20 protein-coding genes and 1 pseudogene are annotated in these 19,353 nt (G+C 67.3%); 15 read left to right on the forward strand and 6 right to left on the reverse strand.

Going from position 1 to position 19,353, the window contains the following annotated elements:
* The first annotated feature begins 181 nt into the window (after positions 1-181).
* From ACYRGX_RS03450 to ACYRGX_RS03465, 4 genes are read left to right on the forward strand one after another with little or no spacing between them, the layout of a single operon-like run.
* Positions 182-1,525 carry a M16 family metallopeptidase gene (locus ACYRGX_RS03450; RefSeq protein ID WP_473055218.1) on the forward strand — a complete coding sequence of 448 codons (1,344 nt, stop codon included), beginning with the start codon at positions 182-184 and terminating at the stop codon, positions 1,523-1,525.
* Entirely contained in the window at positions 1,522-3,012 is a 1,491-nt protein-coding gene (locus ACYRGX_RS03455) for a M16 family metallopeptidase (protein WP_473055219.1), read from the forward strand. The genes ACYRGX_RS03450 and ACYRGX_RS03455 overlap by 4 nt, the downstream gene beginning before the upstream one ends.
* 47 nt (positions 3,013-3,059) lie before the next feature.
* Positions 3,060-3,677 carry a 16S rRNA (guanine(966)-N(2))-methyltransferase RsmD gene (gene rsmD, locus ACYRGX_RS03460; protein WP_473055220.1) on the forward strand — a complete coding sequence of 206 codons (618 nt, stop codon included), beginning with the start codon at positions 3,060-3,062 and terminating at the stop codon, positions 3,675-3,677.
* Between the two features lie 8 nt (positions 3,678-3,685).
* A complete protein-coding gene (locus ACYRGX_RS03465) occupies positions 3,686-4,666 on the forward strand; it encodes a hydrolase (protein WP_473055221.1) in 981 nt (326 codons plus the stop codon).
* A gap of 21 nt (positions 4,667-4,687) precedes the next feature.
* Here ACYRGX_RS03465 and dkgB read toward each other — a convergent pair whose 3' ends face one another.
* Positions 4,688-5,482, reverse strand: a complete 795-nt coding sequence (gene dkgB / locus ACYRGX_RS03470; RefSeq protein WP_473055222.1) for a 2,5-didehydrogluconate reductase DkgB — start codon at positions 5,480-5,482, stop codon at positions 4,688-4,690.
* A gap of 87 nt (positions 5,483-5,569) precedes the next feature.
* Between dkgB and ACYRGX_RS03475 the strand changes: the two are divergent.
* Positions 5,570-5,758: pseudogene (locus ACYRGX_RS03475) on the forward strand (LysR family transcriptional regulator); the annotation flags it as partial.
* Positions 5,703-5,861 (forward strand): hypothetical protein, encoded by a 159-nt coding sequence (locus ACYRGX_RS03480; RefSeq protein ID WP_473055223.1) that lies wholly within the window; start codon positions 5,703-5,705, stop codon positions 5,859-5,861. The pseudogene ACYRGX_RS03475 and the gene ACYRGX_RS03480, both read left to right, overlap by 56 nt.
* Before the next feature lie 8 nt (positions 5,862-5,869).
* On the opposite strand, the gene radC is transcribed toward ACYRGX_RS03480, so the two are convergent.
* The gene (gene radC, locus ACYRGX_RS03485) at positions 5,870-6,544 is read right to left on the reverse strand and encodes a RadC family protein (protein ID WP_473055224.1); all 675 of its coding nucleotides are present in this window, start codon (positions 6,542-6,544) and stop codon (positions 5,870-5,872) included.
* A 116-nt stretch (positions 6,545-6,660) separates the two neighbouring features.
* On the opposite strand from radC, the gene coaBC reads away from it, so the two are divergent.
* The 4 genes from coaBC (at position 6,661) to argB (ending at position 11,916) form a co-directional block, all read left to right on the forward strand.
* Entirely contained in the window at positions 6,661-7,869 is a 1,209-nt protein-coding gene (gene coaBC / locus ACYRGX_RS03490; protein WP_473055225.1) for a bifunctional phosphopantothenoylcysteine decarboxylase/phosphopantothenate--cysteine ligase CoaBC, read from the forward strand.
* A gap of 1 nt (position 7,870) precedes the next feature.
* Positions 7,871-8,326: a dUTP diphosphatase gene (gene dut / locus ACYRGX_RS03495; protein ID WP_473055226.1), complete on the forward strand. Its 456-nt coding sequence runs from the start codon at positions 7,871-7,873 to the stop codon at positions 8,324-8,326.
* Between the two features lie 1,212 nt (positions 8,327-9,538).
* The gene (gene algC / locus ACYRGX_RS03500; RefSeq protein WP_473056627.1) at positions 9,539-10,927 is read left to right on the forward strand and encodes a phosphomannomutase/phosphoglucomutase; all 1,389 of its coding nucleotides are present in this window, start codon (positions 9,539-9,541) and stop codon (positions 10,925-10,927) included.
* Between the two features lie 83 nt (positions 10,928-11,010).
* Positions 11,011-11,916, forward strand: a complete 906-nt coding sequence (gene argB, locus ACYRGX_RS03505; RefSeq protein WP_473055227.1) for an acetylglutamate kinase — start codon at positions 11,011-11,013, stop codon at positions 11,914-11,916.
* Between the two features lie 40 nt (positions 11,917-11,956).
* Here argB and ACYRGX_RS03510 read toward each other — a convergent pair whose 3' ends face one another.
* The gene (locus tag ACYRGX_RS03510) at positions 11,957-12,538 is read right to left on the reverse strand and encodes a DUF4124 domain-containing protein (RefSeq protein WP_473055228.1); all 582 of its coding nucleotides are present in this window, start codon (positions 12,536-12,538) and stop codon (positions 11,957-11,959) included.
* 20 nt (positions 12,539-12,558) lie between these two features.
* Positions 12,559-13,203: an orotate phosphoribosyltransferase gene (gene pyrE, locus ACYRGX_RS03515; RefSeq protein ID WP_473055229.1), complete on the reverse strand. Its 645-nt coding sequence runs from the start codon at positions 13,201-13,203 to the stop codon at positions 12,559-12,561.
* An 83-nt stretch (positions 13,204-13,286) separates the two neighbouring features.
* Between pyrE and ACYRGX_RS03520 the strand changes: the two genes are divergently transcribed.
* The gene (locus tag ACYRGX_RS03520; RefSeq protein ID WP_473055230.1) at positions 13,287-14,066 is read left to right on the forward strand and encodes an exodeoxyribonuclease III; all 780 of its coding nucleotides are present in this window, start codon (positions 13,287-13,289) and stop codon (positions 14,064-14,066) included.
* Positions 14,067-14,112: 46 nt separating this feature from the next.
* Here ACYRGX_RS03520 and ACYRGX_RS03525 read toward each other — a convergent pair whose 3' ends face one another.
* Positions 14,113-14,481 carry a DUF4870 domain-containing protein gene (locus tag ACYRGX_RS03525; protein ID WP_473055231.1) on the reverse strand — a complete coding sequence of 123 codons (369 nt, stop codon included), beginning with the start codon at positions 14,479-14,481 and terminating at the stop codon, positions 14,113-14,115.
* Positions 14,481-15,206, reverse strand: coding sequence for a ribonuclease PH (rph, locus tag ACYRGX_RS03530; RefSeq protein ID WP_473055232.1), 726 nt, complete (start codon positions 15,204-15,206; stop codon positions 14,481-14,483). Before rph ends, ACYRGX_RS03525 begins: the two co-directional genes overlap by 1 nt.
* Before the next feature lie 122 nt (positions 15,207-15,328).
* Here rph and ACYRGX_RS03535 point away from each other — a divergent pair, with 122 nt between their 5' ends.
* From ACYRGX_RS03535 to spoT, 4 genes are all read left to right on the forward strand, one after another.
* Positions 15,329-16,192 carry a YicC/YloC family endoribonuclease gene (locus tag ACYRGX_RS03535; protein ID WP_473055233.1) on the forward strand — a complete coding sequence of 288 codons (864 nt, stop codon included), beginning with the start codon at positions 15,329-15,331 and terminating at the stop codon, positions 16,190-16,192.
* Positions 16,193-16,205: 13 nt separating this feature from the next.
* Positions 16,206-16,820, forward strand: a complete 615-nt coding sequence (gene gmk / locus ACYRGX_RS03540; protein WP_473055234.1) for a guanylate kinase — start codon at positions 16,206-16,208, stop codon at positions 16,818-16,820.
* A gap of 98 nt (positions 16,821-16,918) precedes the next feature.
* Positions 16,919-17,182, forward strand: coding sequence for a DNA-directed RNA polymerase subunit omega (rpoZ, locus tag ACYRGX_RS03545; RefSeq protein WP_473055235.1), 264 nt, complete (start codon positions 16,919-16,921; stop codon positions 17,180-17,182).
* A gap of 49 nt (positions 17,183-17,231) precedes the next feature.
* Positions 17,232-19,340 (forward strand): bifunctional GTP diphosphokinase/guanosine-3',5'-bis pyrophosphate 3'-pyrophosphohydrolase, encoded by a 2,109-nt coding sequence (spoT, locus tag ACYRGX_RS03550; protein WP_473055236.1) that lies wholly within the window; start codon positions 17,232-17,234, stop codon positions 19,338-19,340.
* Positions 19,341-19,353: the final 13 nt, after the last annotated feature.

Consider the following 19,353-nt stretch of genomic DNA (forward strand, 5'->3'; position numbering starts at 1 on the left):
GTGGCCAGCAGGAATAAAGGAACGCCGGCTCGGACGACGCGTCGCGTAAGCGGCCAGGCGATACGGGCTGGTATGCTAGCACCTCCTTGCCCGCCGGGGTTAAGCACCGGCCAGGACTGTCACGTCGGCGCGAACCAGGCCGACTCTGGACAGGCGGGCGCCGAGAAAGGTCCGGAACACGATGAAATCGAGTGTCACGCGCGCGCTGTTGGCGCTGCTGTTGCTTCCCCTCACGGCGCTCGCCGCCGATGCGCAGGTCACCCATGAATTCACCCTCGACAATGGCCTGAAGGTCGTCGTCCGCGAGGACCACCGTGCCCCGGTGGTGGTTTCCCAGCTCTGGTACAAGGTCGGCTCCAGCTACGAGCAGCCCGGGCATACCGGCCTCTCCCACGCCCTGGAGCACATGATGTTCAAGGGCAGCTCGAAGACCGGGCCGGGCGAGTCCTCGTTGATCCTGCGCGACCTCGGCGCCCAGGAGAACGCCTTTACCTCCGACGACTACACCGCCTACTACCAGGTGGTCGCGCGTGATCGCCTCGGCGTCGCCCTGGAGCTGGAGGCCGACCGCATGGCGACCCTGGCGCTGCCCGCGGCGGAGTTCGCCAAGGAGATCGAGGTCATCAAGGAGGAGCGCCGGCTGCGCACCGACGACAAGCCCAGCGCGCTGGCGTTCGAGCGCTTCAAGGCGATGGCCTATCCGGCCAGCGGCTACGGCATTCCCACCATCGGCTGGCGCGCCGACCTCGATCGCATGCAGATCGACGAACTGCGCCAGTGGTATCGGCGCTGGTATGCGCCGAACAACGCGACCCTGGTGATCGTCGGCGACGTCAGCGCCGACGAGGTCAAGGCCCTGGCGCAGCGCTGGTTCGGCGGCATTGCGCGGCGCGAACTGCCTTCGGCCAAGCGCCCGCTGGAGCTCGCCGAACCCGGTGAGCGGCGCCTGACCCTGCACGTGCGCACGCAATTGCCGAGCCTGTTGATGGGCTTCAACGTGCCGGGCCTGGCGACCGCCGAGCAGCCGCGCCAGGTGCAGGCGCTACGCCTGGCCGCGGCCCTGCTCGACGGCGGTTACAGCGCGCGGTTGTCCGCGCACCTGGAGCGCGACCAGGAGCTCGTGGCCGGCGCCGGTGCCTGGTACAACGGCTACGTGCGCGGCGACAGCCTGTTCATGCTTTCGGCCACGCCCAACCCGCAGAAGTCCGTCAGCCTGGAGCAGGTCGAGCAGGGCCTTTGGAACGAACTCGAGGCCCTCAAGCAGGCGCCGCCGAGCCCCGAGGAGCTGGCCCGCGTACGCGCCCAGCTGATCGCCGATCTGGTCTATGAGCGGGACTCCATCACCAGCCAGGCCTCGACCATCGGCACCCTGGAAAGCGTCGGCCTGTCCTGGAAGCTGATCGACGAGGAGCTCGCCCAGCTCGAGGCCGTCACCCCGCAGGACGTGCAGGAAGCCGCGCGGACCTTCTTTACCCACAGCCGCCTCGCGGTCGCCTACGTTCTGCCCGAGGAGCGCGCTCAATGACCCGTCCCCGCCAAGCCCTGCTCGGACTCTTCCTGGTCATCCTGGTGGGTCTGCTGATCTACGCCTTCGGTCTCTCGGCGGGCAAGCCGGCGTTCCAGCACGCCAGCGCGCAGAAGTCGGACAGTGCCGCGCCGCGCCTGACGTCGCTGGCCGAGCTGGATGCCGAGGCGCCGCCGCGGCGCCAGTTGCAGATCCAGAGCTGGAAGACCGCCGAGGGCGCCAAGGTGTTGTTCGTCGAGGCCCATGAGCTGCCGATGTTCGACCTGCGTCTGGTGTTCGCCGCCGGCAGCGCCCGCGATGGCGACACCCCAGGGCTCGCCCAATTGACCAACGCGATGCTCAACGAAGGCGTGCCGGGCAAGGACGTCAGCGCCATTGCCGCCGGCTTCGAGGACCTCGGCGCGGAGTTCGGCAATGGCGCCTATCGCGACATGGCCATCGCCAGCCTGCGCAGCCTGAGCCAGGCGGATGAGCGCGAACCGGCGCTGGCGCTGTTCGCCCAGGTCGTCGGCCAGCCGACCTTCCCCGCCGACTCACTGGCGCGCATCAAGAACCAGATGCTCGCCGGTTTCGAGCAGCAGAAGCAGAACCCCGGGCGCCTGGCTGGGCTGGAGTTGTTCCGCAAGCTCTATGGCGAACATCCCTACGCGCACTCCAGCGAGGGCAATGCGGCGAGCGTGCCGGGGATTTCCGTGGCGCAACTGCAGGCCTTCCATGCCCGCGCCTACGCCGCCGGCAATACGGTGATCGCGCTGGTCGGCGATCTCGATCGCGCCCAGGCCGAGGCGGTCGCCGCGCAGGTTTCCGCCGCCCTGCCGAAAGGCCCGGCGCTGGCGGCGACCGTCGAGCCGCAGATCCCCGAGCCCGGCCTTTCGCACATCGAGTTTCCCTCCCAGCAGACCCACATCCTGCTCGCCCAGCTCGGCATCGCCCGGGGTGACGACGACTATCCGGCGCTCTACCTCGGCAACCAGATCCTCGGGGGCGGTGGCTTCGGCACCCGCCTGATGACCGAAGTGCGCGAGAAGCGCGGGCTGACCTATGGGGTCTACTCCGGCTTCTCGCCGATGCAGGCGCTGGGGCCGTTCACCATCAGCCTGCAGACCCGTGCGGAGCAGAGCGAAGGCACCCTCGAGCTGGTCCGGCAGATCGTCGCCGACTACCTGCGTGACGGGCCGACGCAGAAGGAACTGGACGATGCCAAGCGCGAGATGGCCGGCAGCTTCCCGCTGTCCACCGCGAGCAACGCGGACATCGTCGGTCAGCTCGGCGCCATCGGCTTCTACGACCAGCCGCTGGACCAGTTGGAACGCTTCATGAACCAGGTCCAGGCGTTGACCGTCGAACAGGTGAGGGACGCCATGCGCCGCCACCTGGATGCCGACCGCTTCGTGGTGGTCACCGCCGGGCCCAGCGTCGAGCAGCAGCCGCTGCCGCCGCCCACCGAGCGCCCGGCCGAAATGCCCGCCGGCGTCCCGGAGCACTGATGCAGGATAGGCACCACCGATCAGCCAACAGCAGGATGGGACAGCCGATGCGCGGCAAGACCGTGAAACCGCCCAGCAACGCCGCGGGCAAGGCCCATGGCGGCGAAGGCTCGCTACGGATCATCGGTGGCGAATGGCGCAGCCGCCGCTTCGCCTTTCCCAGTGCGCCGGGGCTGCGGCCGACGCCGGACCGGGTCCGCGAGACGCTGTTCAACTGGCTCGCCGCCTACGTACCCGGCGCCCGCGTGCTCGATCCCTTCGCCGGCAGCGGAGCGCTGTTCCTCGAAGCCTTGTCGCGCGGGGCCGGCGAGTCGCTGGCGCTGGACCTCAATGGCGAGGCGCTGGCCTCGTTGCGCCAGCATCTGGCGGCTCTGGCGTGCAGCCATGCGCAACTGGTGCAGGGCGATGCCCTGCGCTACCTGGAGAAGCAGCCGGCGCAGCCCTTCGACCTGGTGTTCCTCGACCCGCCGTTCCACCAGAACCTGCTGCAGCCCGCCTGTGCGCTGCTCGAAGAACGTGGCTGGTTGGCGCCGCGGGCCTGGATCTATACCGAGAGCGAGGCCGCGCCCTCCAGCCTGGGTTTGCCCGGTCGTTGGCGTTTGCACCGCGAGAAGGGTGCCGGGCAGGTCCACTACGCGCTGTGGGAGCGGGACATCGAGGGCTGAGAGCGGCTATGCGAATGGACTTCCACCCCGCGCGCTGGCTGCCCGGCGCGCACCTGCAAACCCTCTTCGCCCCCTTTTGCCGCCGTCCAGCGCAACTGGCCCGACGCCGCGAGCGCCTGTGGCTGCGCGACGGCGACTTCATCGACCTCGACTGGCACGGCCCGCACTCGGCCGAAGCGCCCCTGGTGCTGGCGCTGCACGGCCTCACCGGCAGCTCCTCCTCGCACTACATCCTCGGCCTGCAGCAGGCGCTGGAAGGGCTCGGCGTCGCCAGCGTGGCGATCAACTGGCGCGGTTGCTCCGGCGAGCCCAACCTGCTGCCGCGCGCCTACCATTCCGGCGCCAGCGACGACCTCGCGGAGGTCGTCGAGCATCTGCAGGTCACCCATCCAATGGCACCGCTGATGGCCGTGGGCTATTCGCTGGGCGGCAACGTGCTGCTCAAGTACCTTGGCGAGCGCGGCGACGATTGTCCGTTGCAGAAGGCGGTGGCGGTCTCCGTGCCGTTTCGCCTGGACCAGTGCGCCGATCGCATCGGCGAGGGCTTTTCGCGGGTCTACCAGGCGCACTTCATGCGCGCCATGCTCGGCTACGTGAAGGACAAGCAGCGGCTGTTCGCCCACCAGGGCATGCTCGATCGACTGTCGGTGCTCGAACGCCTGGGGCCGCTCACCGGGGTGCGCACCTTCTGGGACTTCGACGGCCGCATCACCGCGCCGCTGCACGGCTACGCGGATGCCGCCGACTACTATCGGCGCGCCTCCAGCGGCTATTTCCTCAAGGACATCCGCACCCCGACGCTGCTGCTGCAGGCCGAGGACGATCCCTTCGTGTTTCGCGGCAGCGTGCCCCGCGCCGAGGATCTGCCGATGGGCGTGAGCCTGGAGCTGCACGCCCACGGCGGACACGTCGGCTTCGTCGAAGGCTCCTGGCGCGAGCCGGGGTATTACCTGGAGCGACGCATCCCGCAGTGGTTGATGCAGGGCTGAGCCGGCGGTGGCTGGCAGCCGTCAATCCCAGTCCGGCGCGAAGTCGGGGTTGGCCAGGCGCTCGCCGCGATCGAGCGTGGCGATAGCGACCATTTCCTCCTCACTCAGGTGCAGGCGTTGTGCTTCCAGGTTGGCGGCGAGGTTCTCGCGCTTGGTCGAGGATGGAATCACCGCGAAGCCCAGTTGCAGCAGCCAGGCGAGGGCGATCTGCGCGGGGCTTGCCGAGTGGGCGGCGGCGATGCGTTTTAGGGTTTCGTCCTGCATCACCTTGCCGTAGGCCAGCGGCATGTAGGCGGTCAGATGCAGGTTCTGGCGGTTGGCGAACTCGACCAGTTTGCGGTTTTGCAGGAACGGGTGAATCTCCACCTGGTTGGTGGCGATATTGCCGGCGCCGACCGCGTCCTCCGCCTGTTGCAGTTGGGCGACGGTGAAATTGGAGACACCGATCTGCGCCGTCAGGCCTTGCTCGCGGGCCTGCAGCAGGCGAGGCAGGTAGTCGGCGATCGCCAATTCCTTCGACGGCCAATGCACCAGCGTCAGGTCCACCTGCTCCAGGCGCAGCTTGGCCAGGCTTTCCTGCAGGCTCGGTAGCAGTCGATCCTCGCCCAGTTGGTCCAGCCAGATCTTGGTGGTGACGAACAACTCCTGGCGCGGCACGCCGGACTCGGCGATGGCCTGGCCGACCTCGGCTTCATTGCCGTAGATCTGCGCCGTGTCTATGTGCCGGTAGCCCAGCTCCAGGCCCATGCGGACGGAATCGATGACCTGTTGGCCCTTGAGGCGGAAGGTGCCCAGGCCGAAGGCGGGAATGCTCATGGGGGTCTCCTGTGTGTCGTTGAATGCGGGTCCGGCATGCGGCTTTGCCGGCGGAACCGCGCGATCATGGCGTAGACCCGTCGAAGGTCCGGTCGTTTCATCGCGCTGGCGCGGCTGGAGAAGAAGCTCGCCACCACCCTGCTGCGACGTACCACCCGGCGCCTGGAGCTGACCGAGGAGGGCGCGGCCTTCCTGCTCCAGGCACGGCGCATCCTGGCCGATGTGGAAGCGGAGCAACTCGCACGGCGTCACCAGCAACCGGCGGGACGCCTGCGCGCGCTGGCCCTGGCGCAACCGCGCACTGGCGGCGCGCATCGCCTGCTTGCTCGACTTCCCCGCCACGCACCTGGCGAGCTGCAGCTGGAATGCGCGGCGCTGAGGCGCCGGTTACAGCCAGCCGTGCTCGGCGAGTGACAACGGCTCGCCATCACCGACGATGAAGTGATCCAGCACGCGCACCTCGACCAACGCCAGGGCGTCTTTCAGGCGCTGGGTCAGCAGGCGGTCGGCCTGGCTTGGCTCGGCCACGCCTGAGGGGTGGTTGTGGGTGAGGATCAGCGCCGCGGCGTTGTGCGCCAGCGCCCGGCAGACCACCTGGCGCGGATGCACGCTGGCGCCGTCGATACCCCCGTGGAACAGCGCTTCGAAGGCGATCACCCGGTGCTTGCTGTCGAGAAACAGGCAGGCGAAGACCTCGTGGGGTTCGTGGCGCAGGCGCGCCTTGAGGTAGTCGCGCACCGCCTGCGGGCTCTCCAGCGCGCTGTCGCGCGCCAGGCCCTCGGCCAGCTGCCGGCGGGCCATCTCCAGCACCGCCTGCAACTGGGCGAACTTGGCCGGGCCGAGCCCGGCGTGGGCGCAGAAGCCATGCAGATCGGCGGCGAGCAGCGCGCGCAGGCCGCCGAAGGCCACCAGCAGCTCGCGGGCCAGGTCCACCGCGCTACGCCCGGGCAGGCCGGTGCGCAGGAAGATCGCCAGCAGTTCCGCATCGCTCAGTACGGCGGCGCCGCGGGCCAGGAGTTTCTCCCGTGGGCGCTCCGTGGCCGGCCATTCCCGTATGCTCATTCCCCCTCCTTGGGCTCTCTGATCGCCTGGCGGCGCTGTGCTATCTTAGCCAGCCATCGCGTCTGGCCCGGCCTGGGCCGTCCAACACATGCGCGAGTTCACACAAAGGCGAGTCCATGCAGCGGTTGTATCGAAAACGCATCGTCCTCGGCGTGGGCGGTGGCATTGCGGCCTACAAGAGCGCGGAGCTGATTCGTCGGTTGCGCGATCAGGGCGCCGAGGTGCGGGTGGTGATGACCGCGGGCGGACGCGAGTTCATCACCCCGCTGACCCTGCAGGCGCTATCCGGCCATCCGGTGCACCTGGAACTGCTCGACCCCGCCGCCGAAGCCGGGATGGGGCACATCGAGCTGGCGCGCTGGGCCGATCTGGTGCTGATCGCGCCGGCCACCGCCGACCTCATGGCGCGCCTGGCCCAGGGCATCGCCAATGACCTGCTGACTACCCTGGTGCTGGCCACCGACGCCCAGGTCGCCCTGGCGCCAGCGATGAACCAGGCCATGTGGCGTGATCCGGCGACCCAGTCCAACGCCCGCGCGCTGAGCCTGCGCGGCCTGCACCTGTTCGGCCCGGCCGAAGGCGTGCAGGCCTGTGGCGACGTCGGCCCCGGGCGCATGCTCGAACCGCAGCAGCTCGCCGAGCTGTGCGCCGAGCGCTTCGTCAACGGCGTGCTCGACGGCCAGCACGTGCTGATCACCGCCGGGCCGACCCAGGAAAACATCGACCCGGTGCGCTACATCACCAACCATAGCTCCGGGAAGATGGGCTTCGCCCTGGCCGAGGCCGCCGCCGAGGCGGGCGCGCGCGTGACCCTGGTGAGCGGCCCGGTGCACCTGCCCACGCCCGACCGGGTCGATCGCATCGACGTGGTCAGCGCCCGCGACATGCTCGCCGCCTGCGAAGCCGCGATGCCCGCCGACCTGCTGATCGCCGCCGCGGCGGTGGCCGACTACCGCCCCGAGGTGGTCGCCCCGCACAAGTTGAAGAAAGACCCCGCCAGCGGCGAGGGCCTGTACCTGCAGATGGTGCGCAACCCGGACATCCTGGCCACCCTCGCGCAGCGCGAGGACCGGCCGTTCAGCGTCGGCTTCGCCGCCGAGACCGAGCACCTGCTGGACTACGCGTCGCGCAAGCTCAAGGACAAGAACCTCGATCTGATCGTCGCCAACGACGTGGCCAATCCGAGCATTGGCTTCAACAGTGAGGACAACGCCATCACCATCATCGACCGTACGCTCGCGCGCACGGATTTCGCCCAGACCAGCAAGGGCAAGATTGCCCGCCAGCTGATCGCCTTCATCGCCGACCGACTGCACAAGGCCTGACATGCACGCCCTGCAAGCCAAGATTCTCGATCCCCGCCTGGGTAGCGACTTCCCGCTGCCCAGCTACGCCACCCCCGGCTCCGCCGGCCTCGACCTGCGCGCCATGCTCGCCGAGGACACCGTCATCGCCCCCGGGCAGACGCTGCTGATCCCCACCGGCCTGGCCATCCACATCGCCGACCCGGGCCTGGCCGCGCTGGTGCTGCCACGCTCCGGGCTGGGTCACAAGCACGGCATCGTGCTCGGCAACCTGGTCGGCCTGATCGACTCCGACTACCAGGGCGAGCTGATGGTCTCCTGCTGGAACCGTGGGCAGAGCGAATTCACCGTCAGCGTGGGTGAGCGCCTCGCCCAGCTGGTATTGGTGCCGGTGGTTCAGGCACATTTCGAACTGGTCGAAGCTTTCGACGATAGCAGCCGTGGCGCCGGAGGTTTCGGGCACTCCGGCAGGAACTGATCCTCTTTCAGCAAGGAGTCGCGCATGGCCCTGTTTCGGCGCAAAGGCAAGGAGGTCACGCCACCGGCGAGCACGCAGGCGAACCCTGCGGAAAAGCGTCGGCAGCGTTTCGAGCCGCCTCCCTTGGCCGCGCTGGGGGTTCTGCTGCTGGGGGTGGTCGCCGGCCTGGGCCTGCTCTGGGTAATGCTCTTGCAGCCGGGCGCCAGCGCGCAACGCGACACCCAGGTGCGAGCCTGGGGCGAAAGCCAGGCCAGCGCTTTGCGTCAGCAACTGGCAGGGCTCAAGGCGGAGTTGCAGGCCGCCGCCGGCGATCCGCGGTGGCTCGCGGCGCTGGAGAGCGGAGATCCGGCGCAGGTCGAGCAGGCGCAACGCTCGCTCGGCTACCGCGCCGGGGTGGTCCAGGCATTCCTCCTGCCCACGGATGCCGACACGCCGGACGAAAGCGGCGCCGCGCCGCTCAACTATGCGGCGCTCGATCTGGCGCATCGCGCCGCGCGGCGCGATGCGTCGGGCGCCGTGGTGGAGGCGTACCGGGTTGGCAAGCGCTGGTTGCTGTACCTCGCCACGGCATTGCCGAGCGATCCGCAGGCGCCCGCGCGCGGGGTCCTGCTGATGGCCTTCGATCTGCAGCGACTGCTCGCGGGGCTCCCCGACTTGCCGGCCGACGCCGGACAACTGCAGTTGCTGCAGCACTTCGATCGGGGTCCCGAGCAACTGCTGGCCAATCGTGGTGGGCCGGCTGAAGGTACGCCGCTGACCCTGCCTAGCGGAAATCCGCCCTGGACGCTGCGCTTCACGCCGGCGGATAGCGCCTCCGTCAGTCCGTTGCCGCTGCTGCTCGCCGCGCTGCTGGTGCTGCTCGGTGGCTTGCTGGCCCTGCTGTTGCAGCAGCGCCGCCAGCAGCGCCTATTGGAGAGCGACGCGGAGCATCTGGATCAGTTATGCCAGGAACTCTACCGGGGCAAACCCATCAAAGCTGCGAGCTTGAGCCTGCCCGCGCTGGATCGCGTGGCCCGCTGGCTGTCGCGTCTGCCGCCTCGGCAAGCGGCCGTCACTGGCGCCGAAGCGCAGTCGGCGACCCGGCGCGCGCCGGCGCAGGCGTCTCAGGACTGGATGGATCCGCTGTTCCAAACCACGGACATACTCGACATCGACATCCTCGAGGAGGACCAGGACGCTCTGGGCCTCGAGGCCCAGGAGAGCCATCCCGCCATGAATGCCATGCCCCCGAGCATCCCCGCGAACATCTTCCGTGCCTACGACATCCGAGGCGTGGTGGGTGACTCGCTGACTCCCCAGGCCGCCTACTGGATCGGTCGCGCCATCGGCTCCGAGAGCCTCGCCCGTGGCGAGCCGGACGTCGCCGTCGGGCGCGACGGTCGTCTTTCCGGCCCGGAACTGGTGGAACAGCTGATCCGCGGCGTGGCCGAGAGCGGCTGCCGTGTCAGCGACATCGGCATGGTGCCCACCCCGGTGCTCTACTACGCGGCCAATGTGCTTGCCGGCAAGTCCGGCGTGATGCTTACCGGCAGCCACAACCCGCCGGATTACAACGGATTCAAGATCGTCATCGCCGGCGAAACCCTGGCCAACGAGCAGATCCAGGCGCTGCGCCAGCGCATCGAGAGCGGCGACCTGGCCAGTGGCGAGGGCAGCGTGGAGCCGGTGGAAATCCTCGACGACTACTTCACCCGTATCCGCGACGACATCGCCATGGCCAAGCCGCTGAAGGTGGTGGTGGACTGCGGCAACGGCGTCGCCGGGGTGATCGCCCCGCGGCTGATCGAGGCCCTGGGCTGCACGGTGATCCCGCTCTACTGCGAGGTGGACGGCAACTTCCCCAACCACCACCCGGACCCGGGCAAGCCGGAGAACCTCGAAGACCTGATCGCGCGGGTGAAGCAGGAGGGCGCCGACCTCGGCCTGGCCTTCGACGGCGACGGTGATCGCGTCGGTGTGGTGACCAACAAAGGCACCATCGTCTACCCGGACCGCTTGCTGATGCTGTTCGCCAAGGACGTGGTTTCGCGCAACCCCGGCGCGGACATCATCTACGACGTGAAATGCACGCGGCGCCTGGCCAAGCTGGTCAGCGGCTACGGCGGTCGTCCGGTGATGTGGAAGACCGGCCATTCGCTGATCAAGAAGAAGATGAAGGAGAGCGGCGCGTTGCTCGCCGGCGAGATGAGCGGCCACGTGTTCTTCAAGGAGCGCTGGTACGGCTTCGACGACGGCATCTACAGCGCCGCGCGTCTGCTGGAGATCCTCAGCCAGGAAAGCCGTGACGCGGAAGCCGTGTTCGCCGCCTTCCCCGAGGACATCTCCACCCCGGAGATCAACGTCAAGGTCACCGAGGAGAGCAAGTTCGCCATCATCGACGCGCTGCAGGCCAAGGCCGACTGGGGCGAGGCGAATCTGGTGACCCTCGACGGCGTGCGCGTCGACTACCCCAAAGGCTGGGGCCTGGTGCGGGCGTCCAACACCACGCCGGTGCTGGTGTTGCGTTTCGAGGCGGAAACCGAGGAAGAGCTCGAACGCATCAAGCAGGTGTTCCGCACGCAGATTAACGCGGTGGCCCCCGACATTTCGCTGCCCTTCTGACCTATCCTATGCGGCACCGCGCGCGACGCCTCGGCGTCGCGCTTTCATTTCCACTCCACATGAAGGTTGCAATGGAGCCACCCATGACCCTCAGTCGCGAAGACGCCTCGCAAGTCGCCCAGGTACTCTCCGAGGCGCTGCCCTACATCCGCCGCTTCGTGGGCAAGACCCTGGTGATCAAGTACGGCGGCAACGCCATGGAGAGCGACGACCTCAAGGAAGGCTTCGCCCGCGACATCGTGCTGATGAAGGCGGTGGGCATCAACCCGGTGGTGGTGCATGGCGGCGGCCCGCAGATCGGCGATCTGCTCAAGCGACTGAACATCGAGAGCCGTTTCATCGACGGCATGCGCGTCACCGACAGCCAGACCATGGATGTGGTGGAGATGGTCCTCGGCGGCCAGGTGAACAAGGACATCGTCAACCTGATCAACCGCCATGGCGGCAAGGCCATCGGCCTGACCGGCAAGGATGCCGAGCTGATCCGCGCGCGCAAGATGCAGGTCTCCCGGCAGACCCCGGAGATGACCAAACCCGAGATCATCGATGTCGGCCAGGTCGGCGAGGTGGTGGGCATCAACACCGGCCTGATCAACATGCTGGTGCAGGGTGACTTCATTCCGGTGATCGCGCCCATCGGCGTGGGCGCCGACGGCGCGTCCTACAACATCAACGCCGACCTGGTGGCCGGCAAGGTGGCCGAGGCGCTGAAGGCCGAGAAGCTGATGCTGTTGACCAACATCGCCGGCCTGATGGACAAGCAGGGGCAGGTGCTCACCGGGCTGACCACCGAGCAGGTGGATGCGCTGATCGCCGATGGCACCATCTACGGCGGCATGCTGCCGAAGATTCGCTGTGCCCTCGAAGCGGTGCAGGGTGGCGTGAGCAGCGCGCACATCATCGACGGCCGCGTGCCCCACGCGGTGCTGCTGGAGATCTTCACCGATACCGGCGTGGGTACGTTGATCACCAACCGTCGACGCCACTGAGGGCGAAGGCGCGCGGGCCTTACTGCGCGCCCACTTCCGGCTACTGGCTGCCGAGTAGTTCGGCGAGGCGCTCGCGGTCGGCGGCGAAGGCTTCCTGGGCTTCCTGGCGATCGCTTTCATAGCGTTGCAGGTCGCGCTCCAGGCGCGCCTGCTCGCTACGCAGATCCTGCATTTGCTGCTGGGTCGCCTCACTCACCGGGTTGCCGGCGCGCTGTGCGGCGGCCGCCTCGCTACGCAGGTTGCTCTGCTGCAGTTGCAGCGACTGCAGGTTGCCACGGGCGATGCCCGCCACCGAGTCGATTTCCGCCAGCTTGCGCTGCAGTGCGTGGTCGACGTCGGCCACGCTGCTGTACAGGCGCAGCAGCTTCTCGTCGGAGTGTTGCTGGGCACGCTTGGCTGCCAGCGCGGCGCGCTCCTCGGCGGTCGGTGCCGGCGGCACGACGCTGATCACTCGGCCTTGGCCGTCTAGCACCTGGTAACCCTTGCCGATGTACTGCGGCGGCACGCCCTGGCGATCGAGCACGGTCACGCCCTTGTCGTCGACGTAGCGATACAACTGCGCCGCCTGCACCAGAGGCGCCAGGCAGCAGAGCAGGCAGGCGAGAAGCGGGGAGTGGCGCATCGACGGCCTCCTCGAGGGGGTCAGGCGACGCCATAGCGAGCCCGATAGGCTTCCACGGCGGGCAGGTGCTTCTTCAGCTCGCGGTCGTCGGCAAGGTATTCCAGTACCTGGTTCAACGTGACGATGCTGATGACCGGCATGCCAAAGTCGCGCTCGACCTCCTGGATCGCCGAGAGCTCGCCCTGGCCGCGCTCCTGGCGGTTCAGCGCGATCAGCACGCCGGCGGGGCTGGCGCCCTGCGCCTTGATGATCTGCATGACTTCGCGAATCGCGGTACCGGCGGTGATCACGTCGTCGACGATCATCACCCGGCCGTTCAGCGGTGCGCCGACCAGGCTGCCGCCTTCACCGTGGTCCTTGGCTTCCTTGCGGTTGAAGCACCAGGGCAGGTCGCGACCGTGTTCATCGGCCAGCGCGACGGCGGTGGTCGCGGCCAGCGGGATGCCCTTGTAGGCGGGCCCGAAGAGCACATCGAAGGCGATGCCGCTGTCGGCCAGCGCGGCCGCATAGAAGCGCCCCAGTCGAGCCAGTGCCACGCCGCTGTCGAATAGCCCGGCGTTGAAGAAATAGGGACTGGTGCGCCCGGATTTGAGGGTGAACTCACCGAAGCGCAAAACCCCGCGCTCGATGGCGAAACGAATGAACTCGCGCTGGTACGCCTGCATGAAGAAAAGTCCCGGACGGCACGGATTTAGCTAAATGACTAGAGCTCGGGTATCATACACGCACGTGTTTTTGGGGGCCATTTATGCGGATCATCAGTGTGAACGTGAATGGTATTCAGGCTGCCGCCGAGCGAGGACTCCTCAGCTGGCTGCAAGCCCAGAATGCCGACGTGATCTGCCTGCAGGACACCCGCGCCTCCGCCTACGAACTGGATGACCCGGCTTTTCAGCTGGATGGTTATTTCCTGTACGCCAGCGAGGCCGAAGTGCCCGCACAGGGCGGTGTCGCGCTCTACTCTCGGTTGCAGCCCAAGGCGGTCATCTGGGGCCTTGGTTTCGAGCTGGCCGACCGTTACGGGCGCTACCTGCAGGCTGATTTCGACAAGGTGAGCATCAGCTCGCTGCTGCTGCCGTCCGGGATGGATGGCGACGAAGGCTTGAACCAGAAGTTCAAGTTCATGGAAGACCTCAGCCACTACCTGGACAAGCAGCGCCGCAAGCGCCGCGAGTACATCTACTGTGGCTCGCTGTTCCTCGCGCATCAGAAACTGGACGTGAAGAACTGGCGCGAATGCCAGCAGATGCCCGGCTTCCTGCCGCCCGAGCGCGCGTGGATGGACGAGGTGATCGGCAACATGGGCTATATCGACGCCCTGCGCGAAGTCAGCCGCGAGGGTGACCAGTTCAGCTGGTGGCCGGATAGCGAGCAGGCCGAGATGCTCAACCTCGGCTGGCGCTTCGACTACCAGTTGCTCACCGCCGGGATGCGTCGCTTCGTGCGCAGCGCCAAGTTGCCGCGCCAGCCGCGTTTCTCTCAGCATGCGGCGCTGACGGTCGACTACGACTGGCTGCTGACGGTCTGATCCGTGTAGCCGGGAAAACGGAAACGGCGCCCTCGGGCGCCGTTTTCTATTTCAGCCAGCGGATCGAGAAGGGGTAGCGATAGTCGCGCCCCTCGTTGGCGCGAATGCCGGCGATGACCACCAGCACCAACGCCACCAGGCTGACCAGCGCCATCAATGGAAAGCCGATCAACACCCAGGCCAACAGCCCGCAGAGGGCGAGCATCAGGCTGACGTTGATCTGGAAGTTCAGCGCTTCCTTACCCTGGACGTCTACGAACGGGTCGAGGTCCTTCTTCAACTGCCAGACCAGCAAGGGGCCGATGACGTTGCCGATCATCGGTGCGATGAACCAGCAGAACGCCGCGTAATGACAGAGCATGGCCCAGCGCCGGGCCTCGGGGCCCGGCGTCGGCACCGGCAGGTGCTCGGCCATCAGGCCTCGGCCAGCGCCGCGCGCTGGGCGTCGAACAGTTGCTGCAGGCCCTGGCGCGCCAGCTCCAGCATGGCATTGAGCTCTTCGGGCTGGAAGGGCGCGCCTTCGGCGGTGCCCTGCACTTCGATGAAGCCGCCGGCATCGGTCATCACCACGTTCAGATCGGTCTCCGCCGCCGAGTCCTCCAGGTAGTCCAGGTCGAGTACCGGCTCGCCCTGGAAGATGCCCACGGAAACCGCCGCGACCATCTGCTTGAGCGGATCGCCGCCCTTGCAGCCGCCCCGTTTCTTCAGTGCCTTGAGGGCGTCCACCAGTGCCACCATGGCGCCGGTGATCGACGCGGTGCGGGTGCCGCCGTCGGCCTGGATCACGTCGCAGTCGACGTAAAGGGTGAATTCGCCCAGCTTGCTCATGTCCAGTGCGGCGCGCAGCGAGCGGCCGATCAGGCGCTGGATCTCCAGGGTGCGACCACCCTGCTTGCCACGGCTGGCCTCGCGCTGGGTGCGCTCGCCGGTGGCGCGCGGCAGCATGCCGTACTCGGCGGTCAGCCAACCCTGGCCCTGGCCCTTGAGGAAGCGCGGTACACCGGACTCGACGCTCACGGTGCAGATCACCTTGGTGTCACCGAACTCCACCAGCACCGAACCCTCGGCATGCTTGGTGTACTGGCGGGTGATGCGGATCGGGCGCAGCTGGTCGGCGGCGCGGCCACTGGGACGCTTCATGGAAATACCTGCAAAGATCGGAATTAGCCGGGGGATTATAGCGGTGGCGCATCGTCGATTGGGCGTGGGTCCTCGGTGCGCTACAATTTCCGCTTTTCACCTGCCATCGGATAGATCCCCGCATGACCCACAGCATGACCGCCTTCGCGCGGGTCGAGCGCAACGGCGCGCAGGGCTCCCTGAGCTGGGAGCTGCGCTCGGTCAATCACCGCTACCTGGAGCCGACCTTGCGCCTGCCCGAGGCATTGCGCGATCTCGAGAGCGCGGTACGCGAAACGCTGCGCCAGGGACTCTCACGCGGCAAGGTGGAATGCACCCTGCGCTACAGCGAGACGACCGGCGAGGCGGCGCTGCGGGTCGATGCCGAGCGGGCGCGGCAACTGATTGCTGCCGCCGAGGAGGTCGCTGCGGCGATCGCCCGGCCGGCTCCGCTCGATCCGCTGGCGGTGCTCGCCTGGCCGGGCGTGCTGGTCAGCCAGGGCGTCGATGGCGAGGCGCTCGCGGCAGCCGCGCTGGAGGCCTTCGACGCGGCCCTGGCGCAACTGAAGGCGGATCGGGCCCGTGAGGGCGCCGAGCTGGCACGGCTGATCGGCGAACGCCTGGACGCGATGCTCGCCGAGGTCGCCACCCTGCGTGAGCTGCTGCCACAGATGCTCGCCAACCAACGGCAGAAGATTCTCGACCGTTTCGCCGAACTGAGCCTGGAGGCCGATGCCGGACGCCTGGAGCAGGAGCTGGTGATGCTCGCGCAGAAGAGCGACGTCGCCGAGGAGCTGGACCGGCTGACCACCCATGTCGGTGAAGTCCGGCGGGTGCTGGCGGGCGAGGGCGCCGTTGGTCGGCGTCTGGACTTCCTCATGCAAGAGCTTAACCGCGAGGCCAATACCCTGGGGTCCAAGGCCTTCGACCCGCGCTCGACGCAGGCGGCGGTGAACCTCAAGGTGCTGATCGAACAAATGCGCGAACAAGTGCAGAACATCGAATAAAGGCGGACTCATCATGGCTAGCGGCACTCTCTACATCGTTTCCGCGCCCTCTGGCGCCGGCAAGACCAGCCTGGTCAAGGCGCTCACCGAAAGCGATGGGCACATCCGGGTCTCCGTCTCCCACACCACCCGCGGCATCCGCCCCGGCGAGGTGGATGGGGTCAACTATCACTTCGTCGATCGCGCGCGCTTCGAAGCGATGATCGAGGCCGGTGACTTCCTCGAGCATGCCGAGGTGTTCGGCAACCTTTACGGCACCTCGCAGCGCTGGATCGAGCAGGCCCTCGCCGAGGGCGACGACCTGATCCTGGAGATCGACTGGCAGGGCGCCCAGCAGGTGCGTCGACTGATGCCCGAGGCGCGCTCGATCTTCATCCTGCCGCCGACCCAGGCGGCGCTGCGCCAGCGCCTGGTGGCCCGAGCCCAGGACGATGCCTCGATCATCGAGCGGCGCATGCGCGAAGCGGTCAGCGAGATGAGCCATCACGTCGAATTCGACTACCTGGTGATCAACGACGACTTCCGTCATGCTCTCGAGGACCTCCAAGCGATCTTCCGTTGCAACCGCCTGCTGGCGCCGCTGCAACAACGTCGACACGCCGAACTGCTGGCTCGCTTGCTCGACTGATCGCCTGCCTCTTCCACTTGGGCTGGCGATTTTTTAAACTAGCCAGTCGGCTCGCTATCACGAGTCGGCCCCATTCGCATCACTTTCCGAGGAACACCATGGCCCGCGTCACCGTTGAAGACTGCCTGGACAACGTCGATAACCGCTTTGAACTGGTCATGCTCGCCACCAAGCGCGCGCGCCAGCTGGCTACCGGCGGCAAGGAGCCGAGAGTCGCCTGGGAAAACGACAAGCCCACCGTCGTAGCGCTGCGCGAGATCGCCGGCGGCGAGGTCGACGAGGAATTCATCGCCCAGGAAGACCTGGTCGAGGAAGAGCCCTTGTTCGCCGCGTTCGAGGAAGAGCCCAGCGAGGGTCTCTGAAGCATGCCGGGTCGACGACCGCCGTCCTGCGCGGGAAGGGATACCTGACATGGCCGGTATCGAAACCTTCGCCGAGCGGCTCTCGACCTATCTGAGTGCGGAACAGGTCAACCTGGTCCGCCGCGCCTATTTCTACGCCGAGCAGGCCCACGACGGGCAGCGCCGGCGCAGTGGCGAACCCTACGTCACCCACCCGCTGGCCGTGGCGAATATCCTCGCCGACATGCACATGGATCATCAGAGCCTGATGGCCGCCATGCTGCACGATGTCATCGAGGACACCGGCATCGCCAAGGAAGCGCTCACCGCGCAGTTCGGCGAGACCGTCGCCGAGCTGGTGGACGGGGTCAGCAAGCTGACCCAGATGAAGTTCGAGACCAAGGCCGAAGCGCAGGCCGAGAACTTCCAGAAGATGGCCATGGCCATGGCGCGCGATATCCGCGTGATCCTGGTCAAGCTCGCCGACCGCCTGCACAACATGCGCACCCTCGATGCGATGCCGCACGAGAAGAGCCGGCGCATCGCCAAGGAAACCCTGGAAATCTACGCGCCCATCGCCAACCGGCTGGGCATGCACAACATGCGCGTGGAGTTCGAGGACCTGGGTTTCAAGGCGATGCACCCGATGCGTTCGTCGATGATCGCCAAGGCGGTGAAGAAGGCGCGCGGCAACCGCAAGGAGATCGTCGCCAAGATCGAGCAGTCGCTGACCGCCTGCCTCGAGCGCGAGGGCCTCGGTGGCCAGGTCAACGGCCGCGAGAAGCACCTCTACAGCATCTACCGCAAGATGCGCGGCAAGCGCCGGGCGTTCAACGAGATCATGGACGTCTACGCGTTTCGCATCGTGGTCGACAAGGTCGACACCTGCTACCGCGTGCTCGGCGCCGTGCACAACCTGTACAAGCCGCTGCCGGGGCGCTTCAAGGACTACATCGCGATTCCCAAGGCCAACGGCTACCAGTCGCTGCACACCACGTTGTTCGGCATGCACGGCGTGCCCATCGAGATCCAGATCCGTACCCGCGAGATGGAGGAGATGGCCAACAACGGTATCGCCGCACACTGGCTGTACAAGTCCAGTGAGGACGAACTGCCCAAGGCGACTCACGCGCGCGCCCGGCAGTGGGTCAAGGGCGTGCTGGAAATGCAGCAGCGCGCCGGTAACTCGCTGGAATTCATCGAGAGCGTGAAGATCGACCTGTTCCCGGACGAGGTCTACGTGTTCACGCCCAAGGGCCGCATCATGGAGCTGCCCAAGGGCTCCACGGCGGTCGACTTCGCCTACGCGGTGCATACCGACGTCGGCAACACCTGCATCGCCTGCCGCATCGGCCGACGCCTGGCGCCGCTCTCGCAACCGCTGGATAGCGGCGAAACGGTGGAGATCGTCACCGCCCCCGGCGCCCGGCCGAACCCCGCCTGGCTGAATTTCGTGGTCACCGGCAAGGCGCGTACGCACATTCGCCACGCCCTCAAGCAGCAGCGTCGCTCCGAGTCGATCAGCCTCGGCGAGCGCTTGCTGGAGAAGGCACTGGGCAGCTTCGATACCGCGCTGGAGCAGATTTCCATCGAGCGTATCCGCAGCGTGCTCGCGGAGTACCACCAGGATGTCCTGGAGGATCTGCTCGAAGACATCGGCCTGGGCAATCGCATGGCCTACGTGGTCGCCCGTCGCCTGCTGGCCAGCGAGGGCGAGCAGGCGCCGAGCCTGGAGGGCCCCCTGGCGATCCGCGGTACCGAGGGGCTGGTGCTCAGCTACGCCAAGTGCTGTACGCCGATCCCGGGCGATCCGATCGTCGGTCACCTGTCCGCCGGCAGGGGCATCGTCGTGCACCTGGAGAGCTGCCGCAACATCGCCGAGATTCGCAGCAATCCGGAGAAGTGCATCCCGCTGTCCTGGGCCAAGGACGTTCCCGGCGAGTTCAATGTCGAGCTGCGCATCGAGGTGGAGAGCCAGCGTGGCCTGATCGCCTTGCTCGCCAGCACGGTGAGCGCCGCCGACGGCAACGTCGAGAAGATCGGCGTCGACGAGCGCGACGGTCGCACCAGCGTCGTGCAGGTGCTTATCAGCGTCCATGACCGCGTCCACCTGGCGCGCGTCATTCGCAAACTGCGTACCCTGGCCGGCGTCATCAAGATCACCCGGGTCAAAGCCTGACATTCAGCGCCGG

The organism is Pseudomonas sp. R4-15 (assembly GCF_055768815.1).

What these genes read in the sequence shown, in the direction of transcription:
- rph (WP_473055232.1), bottom strand. Translation starts at nt 15,206, where the DNA reads ATGAAGCGTCCCAGTGGCCGCGCCGCCGACCAGCTGCGCCCGATCCGC.
- dkgB (WP_473055222.1), bottom strand. Translation starts at nt 5,482, where the DNA reads ATGAGCATTCCCGCCTTCGGCCTGGGCACCTTCCGCCTCAAGGGCCAA.
- argB (WP_473055227.1), top strand. Translation starts at nt 11,011, where the DNA reads ATGACCCTCAGTCGCGAAGACGCCTCGCAAGTCGCCCAGGTACTCTCC.
- ACYRGX_RS03465 (WP_473055221.1), top strand. Translation starts at nt 3,686, where the DNA reads ATGCGAATGGACTTCCACCCCGCGCGCTGGCTGCCCGGCGCGCACCTG.
- spoT (WP_473055236.1), top strand. Translation starts at nt 17,232, where the DNA reads ATGGCCGGTATCGAAACCTTCGCCGAGCGGCTCTCGACCTATCTGAGT.
- ACYRGX_RS03450 (WP_473055218.1), top strand. Translation starts at nt 182, where the DNA reads ATGAAATCGAGTGTCACGCGCGCGCTGTTGGCGCTGCTGTTGCTTCCC.
- ACYRGX_RS03525 (WP_473055231.1), bottom strand. Translation starts at nt 14,481, where the DNA reads ATGGCCGAGCACCTGCCGGTGCCGACGCCGGGCCCCGAGGCCCGGCGC.
- ACYRGX_RS03510 (WP_473055228.1), bottom strand. Translation starts at nt 12,538, where the DNA reads ATGCGCCACTCCCCGCTTCTCGCCTGCCTGCTCTGCTGCCTGGCGCCT.
- gmk (WP_473055234.1), top strand. Translation starts at nt 16,206, where the DNA reads ATGGCTAGCGGCACTCTCTACATCGTTTCCGCGCCCTCTGGCGCCGGC.
- ACYRGX_RS03535 (WP_473055233.1), top strand. Translation starts at nt 15,329, where the DNA reads ATGACCCACAGCATGACCGCCTTCGCGCGGGTCGAGCGCAACGGCGCG.
- pyrE (WP_473055229.1), bottom strand. Translation starts at nt 13,203, where the DNA reads ATGCAGGCGTACCAGCGCGAGTTCATTCGTTTCGCCATCGAGCGCGGG.
- coaBC (WP_473055225.1), top strand. Translation starts at nt 6,661, where the DNA reads ATGCAGCGGTTGTATCGAAAACGCATCGTCCTCGGCGTGGGCGGTGGC.
- ACYRGX_RS03455 (WP_473055219.1), top strand. Translation starts at nt 1,522, where the DNA reads ATGACCCGTCCCCGCCAAGCCCTGCTCGGACTCTTCCTGGTCATCCTG.
- radC (WP_473055224.1), bottom strand. Translation starts at nt 6,544, where the DNA reads ATGAGCATACGGGAATGGCCGGCCACGGAGCGCCCACGGGAGAAACTC.
- algC (WP_473056627.1), top strand. Translation starts at nt 9,539, where the DNA reads ATGAATGCCATGCCCCCGAGCATCCCCGCGAACATCTTCCGTGCCTAC.
- rpoZ (WP_473055235.1), top strand. Translation starts at nt 16,919, where the DNA reads ATGGCCCGCGTCACCGTTGAAGACTGCCTGGACAACGTCGATAACCGC.
- rsmD (WP_473055220.1), top strand. Translation starts at nt 3,060, where the DNA reads ATGCGCGGCAAGACCGTGAAACCGCCCAGCAACGCCGCGGGCAAGGCC.
- ACYRGX_RS03480 (WP_473055223.1), top strand. Translation starts at nt 5,703, where the DNA reads ATGTGGAAGCGGAGCAACTCGCACGGCGTCACCAGCAACCGGCGGGAC.
- dut (WP_473055226.1), top strand. Translation starts at nt 7,871, where the DNA reads ATGCACGCCCTGCAAGCCAAGATTCTCGATCCCCGCCTGGGTAGCGAC.
- ACYRGX_RS03520 (WP_473055230.1), top strand. Translation starts at nt 13,287, where the DNA reads ATGCGGATCATCAGTGTGAACGTGAATGGTATTCAGGCTGCCGCCGAG.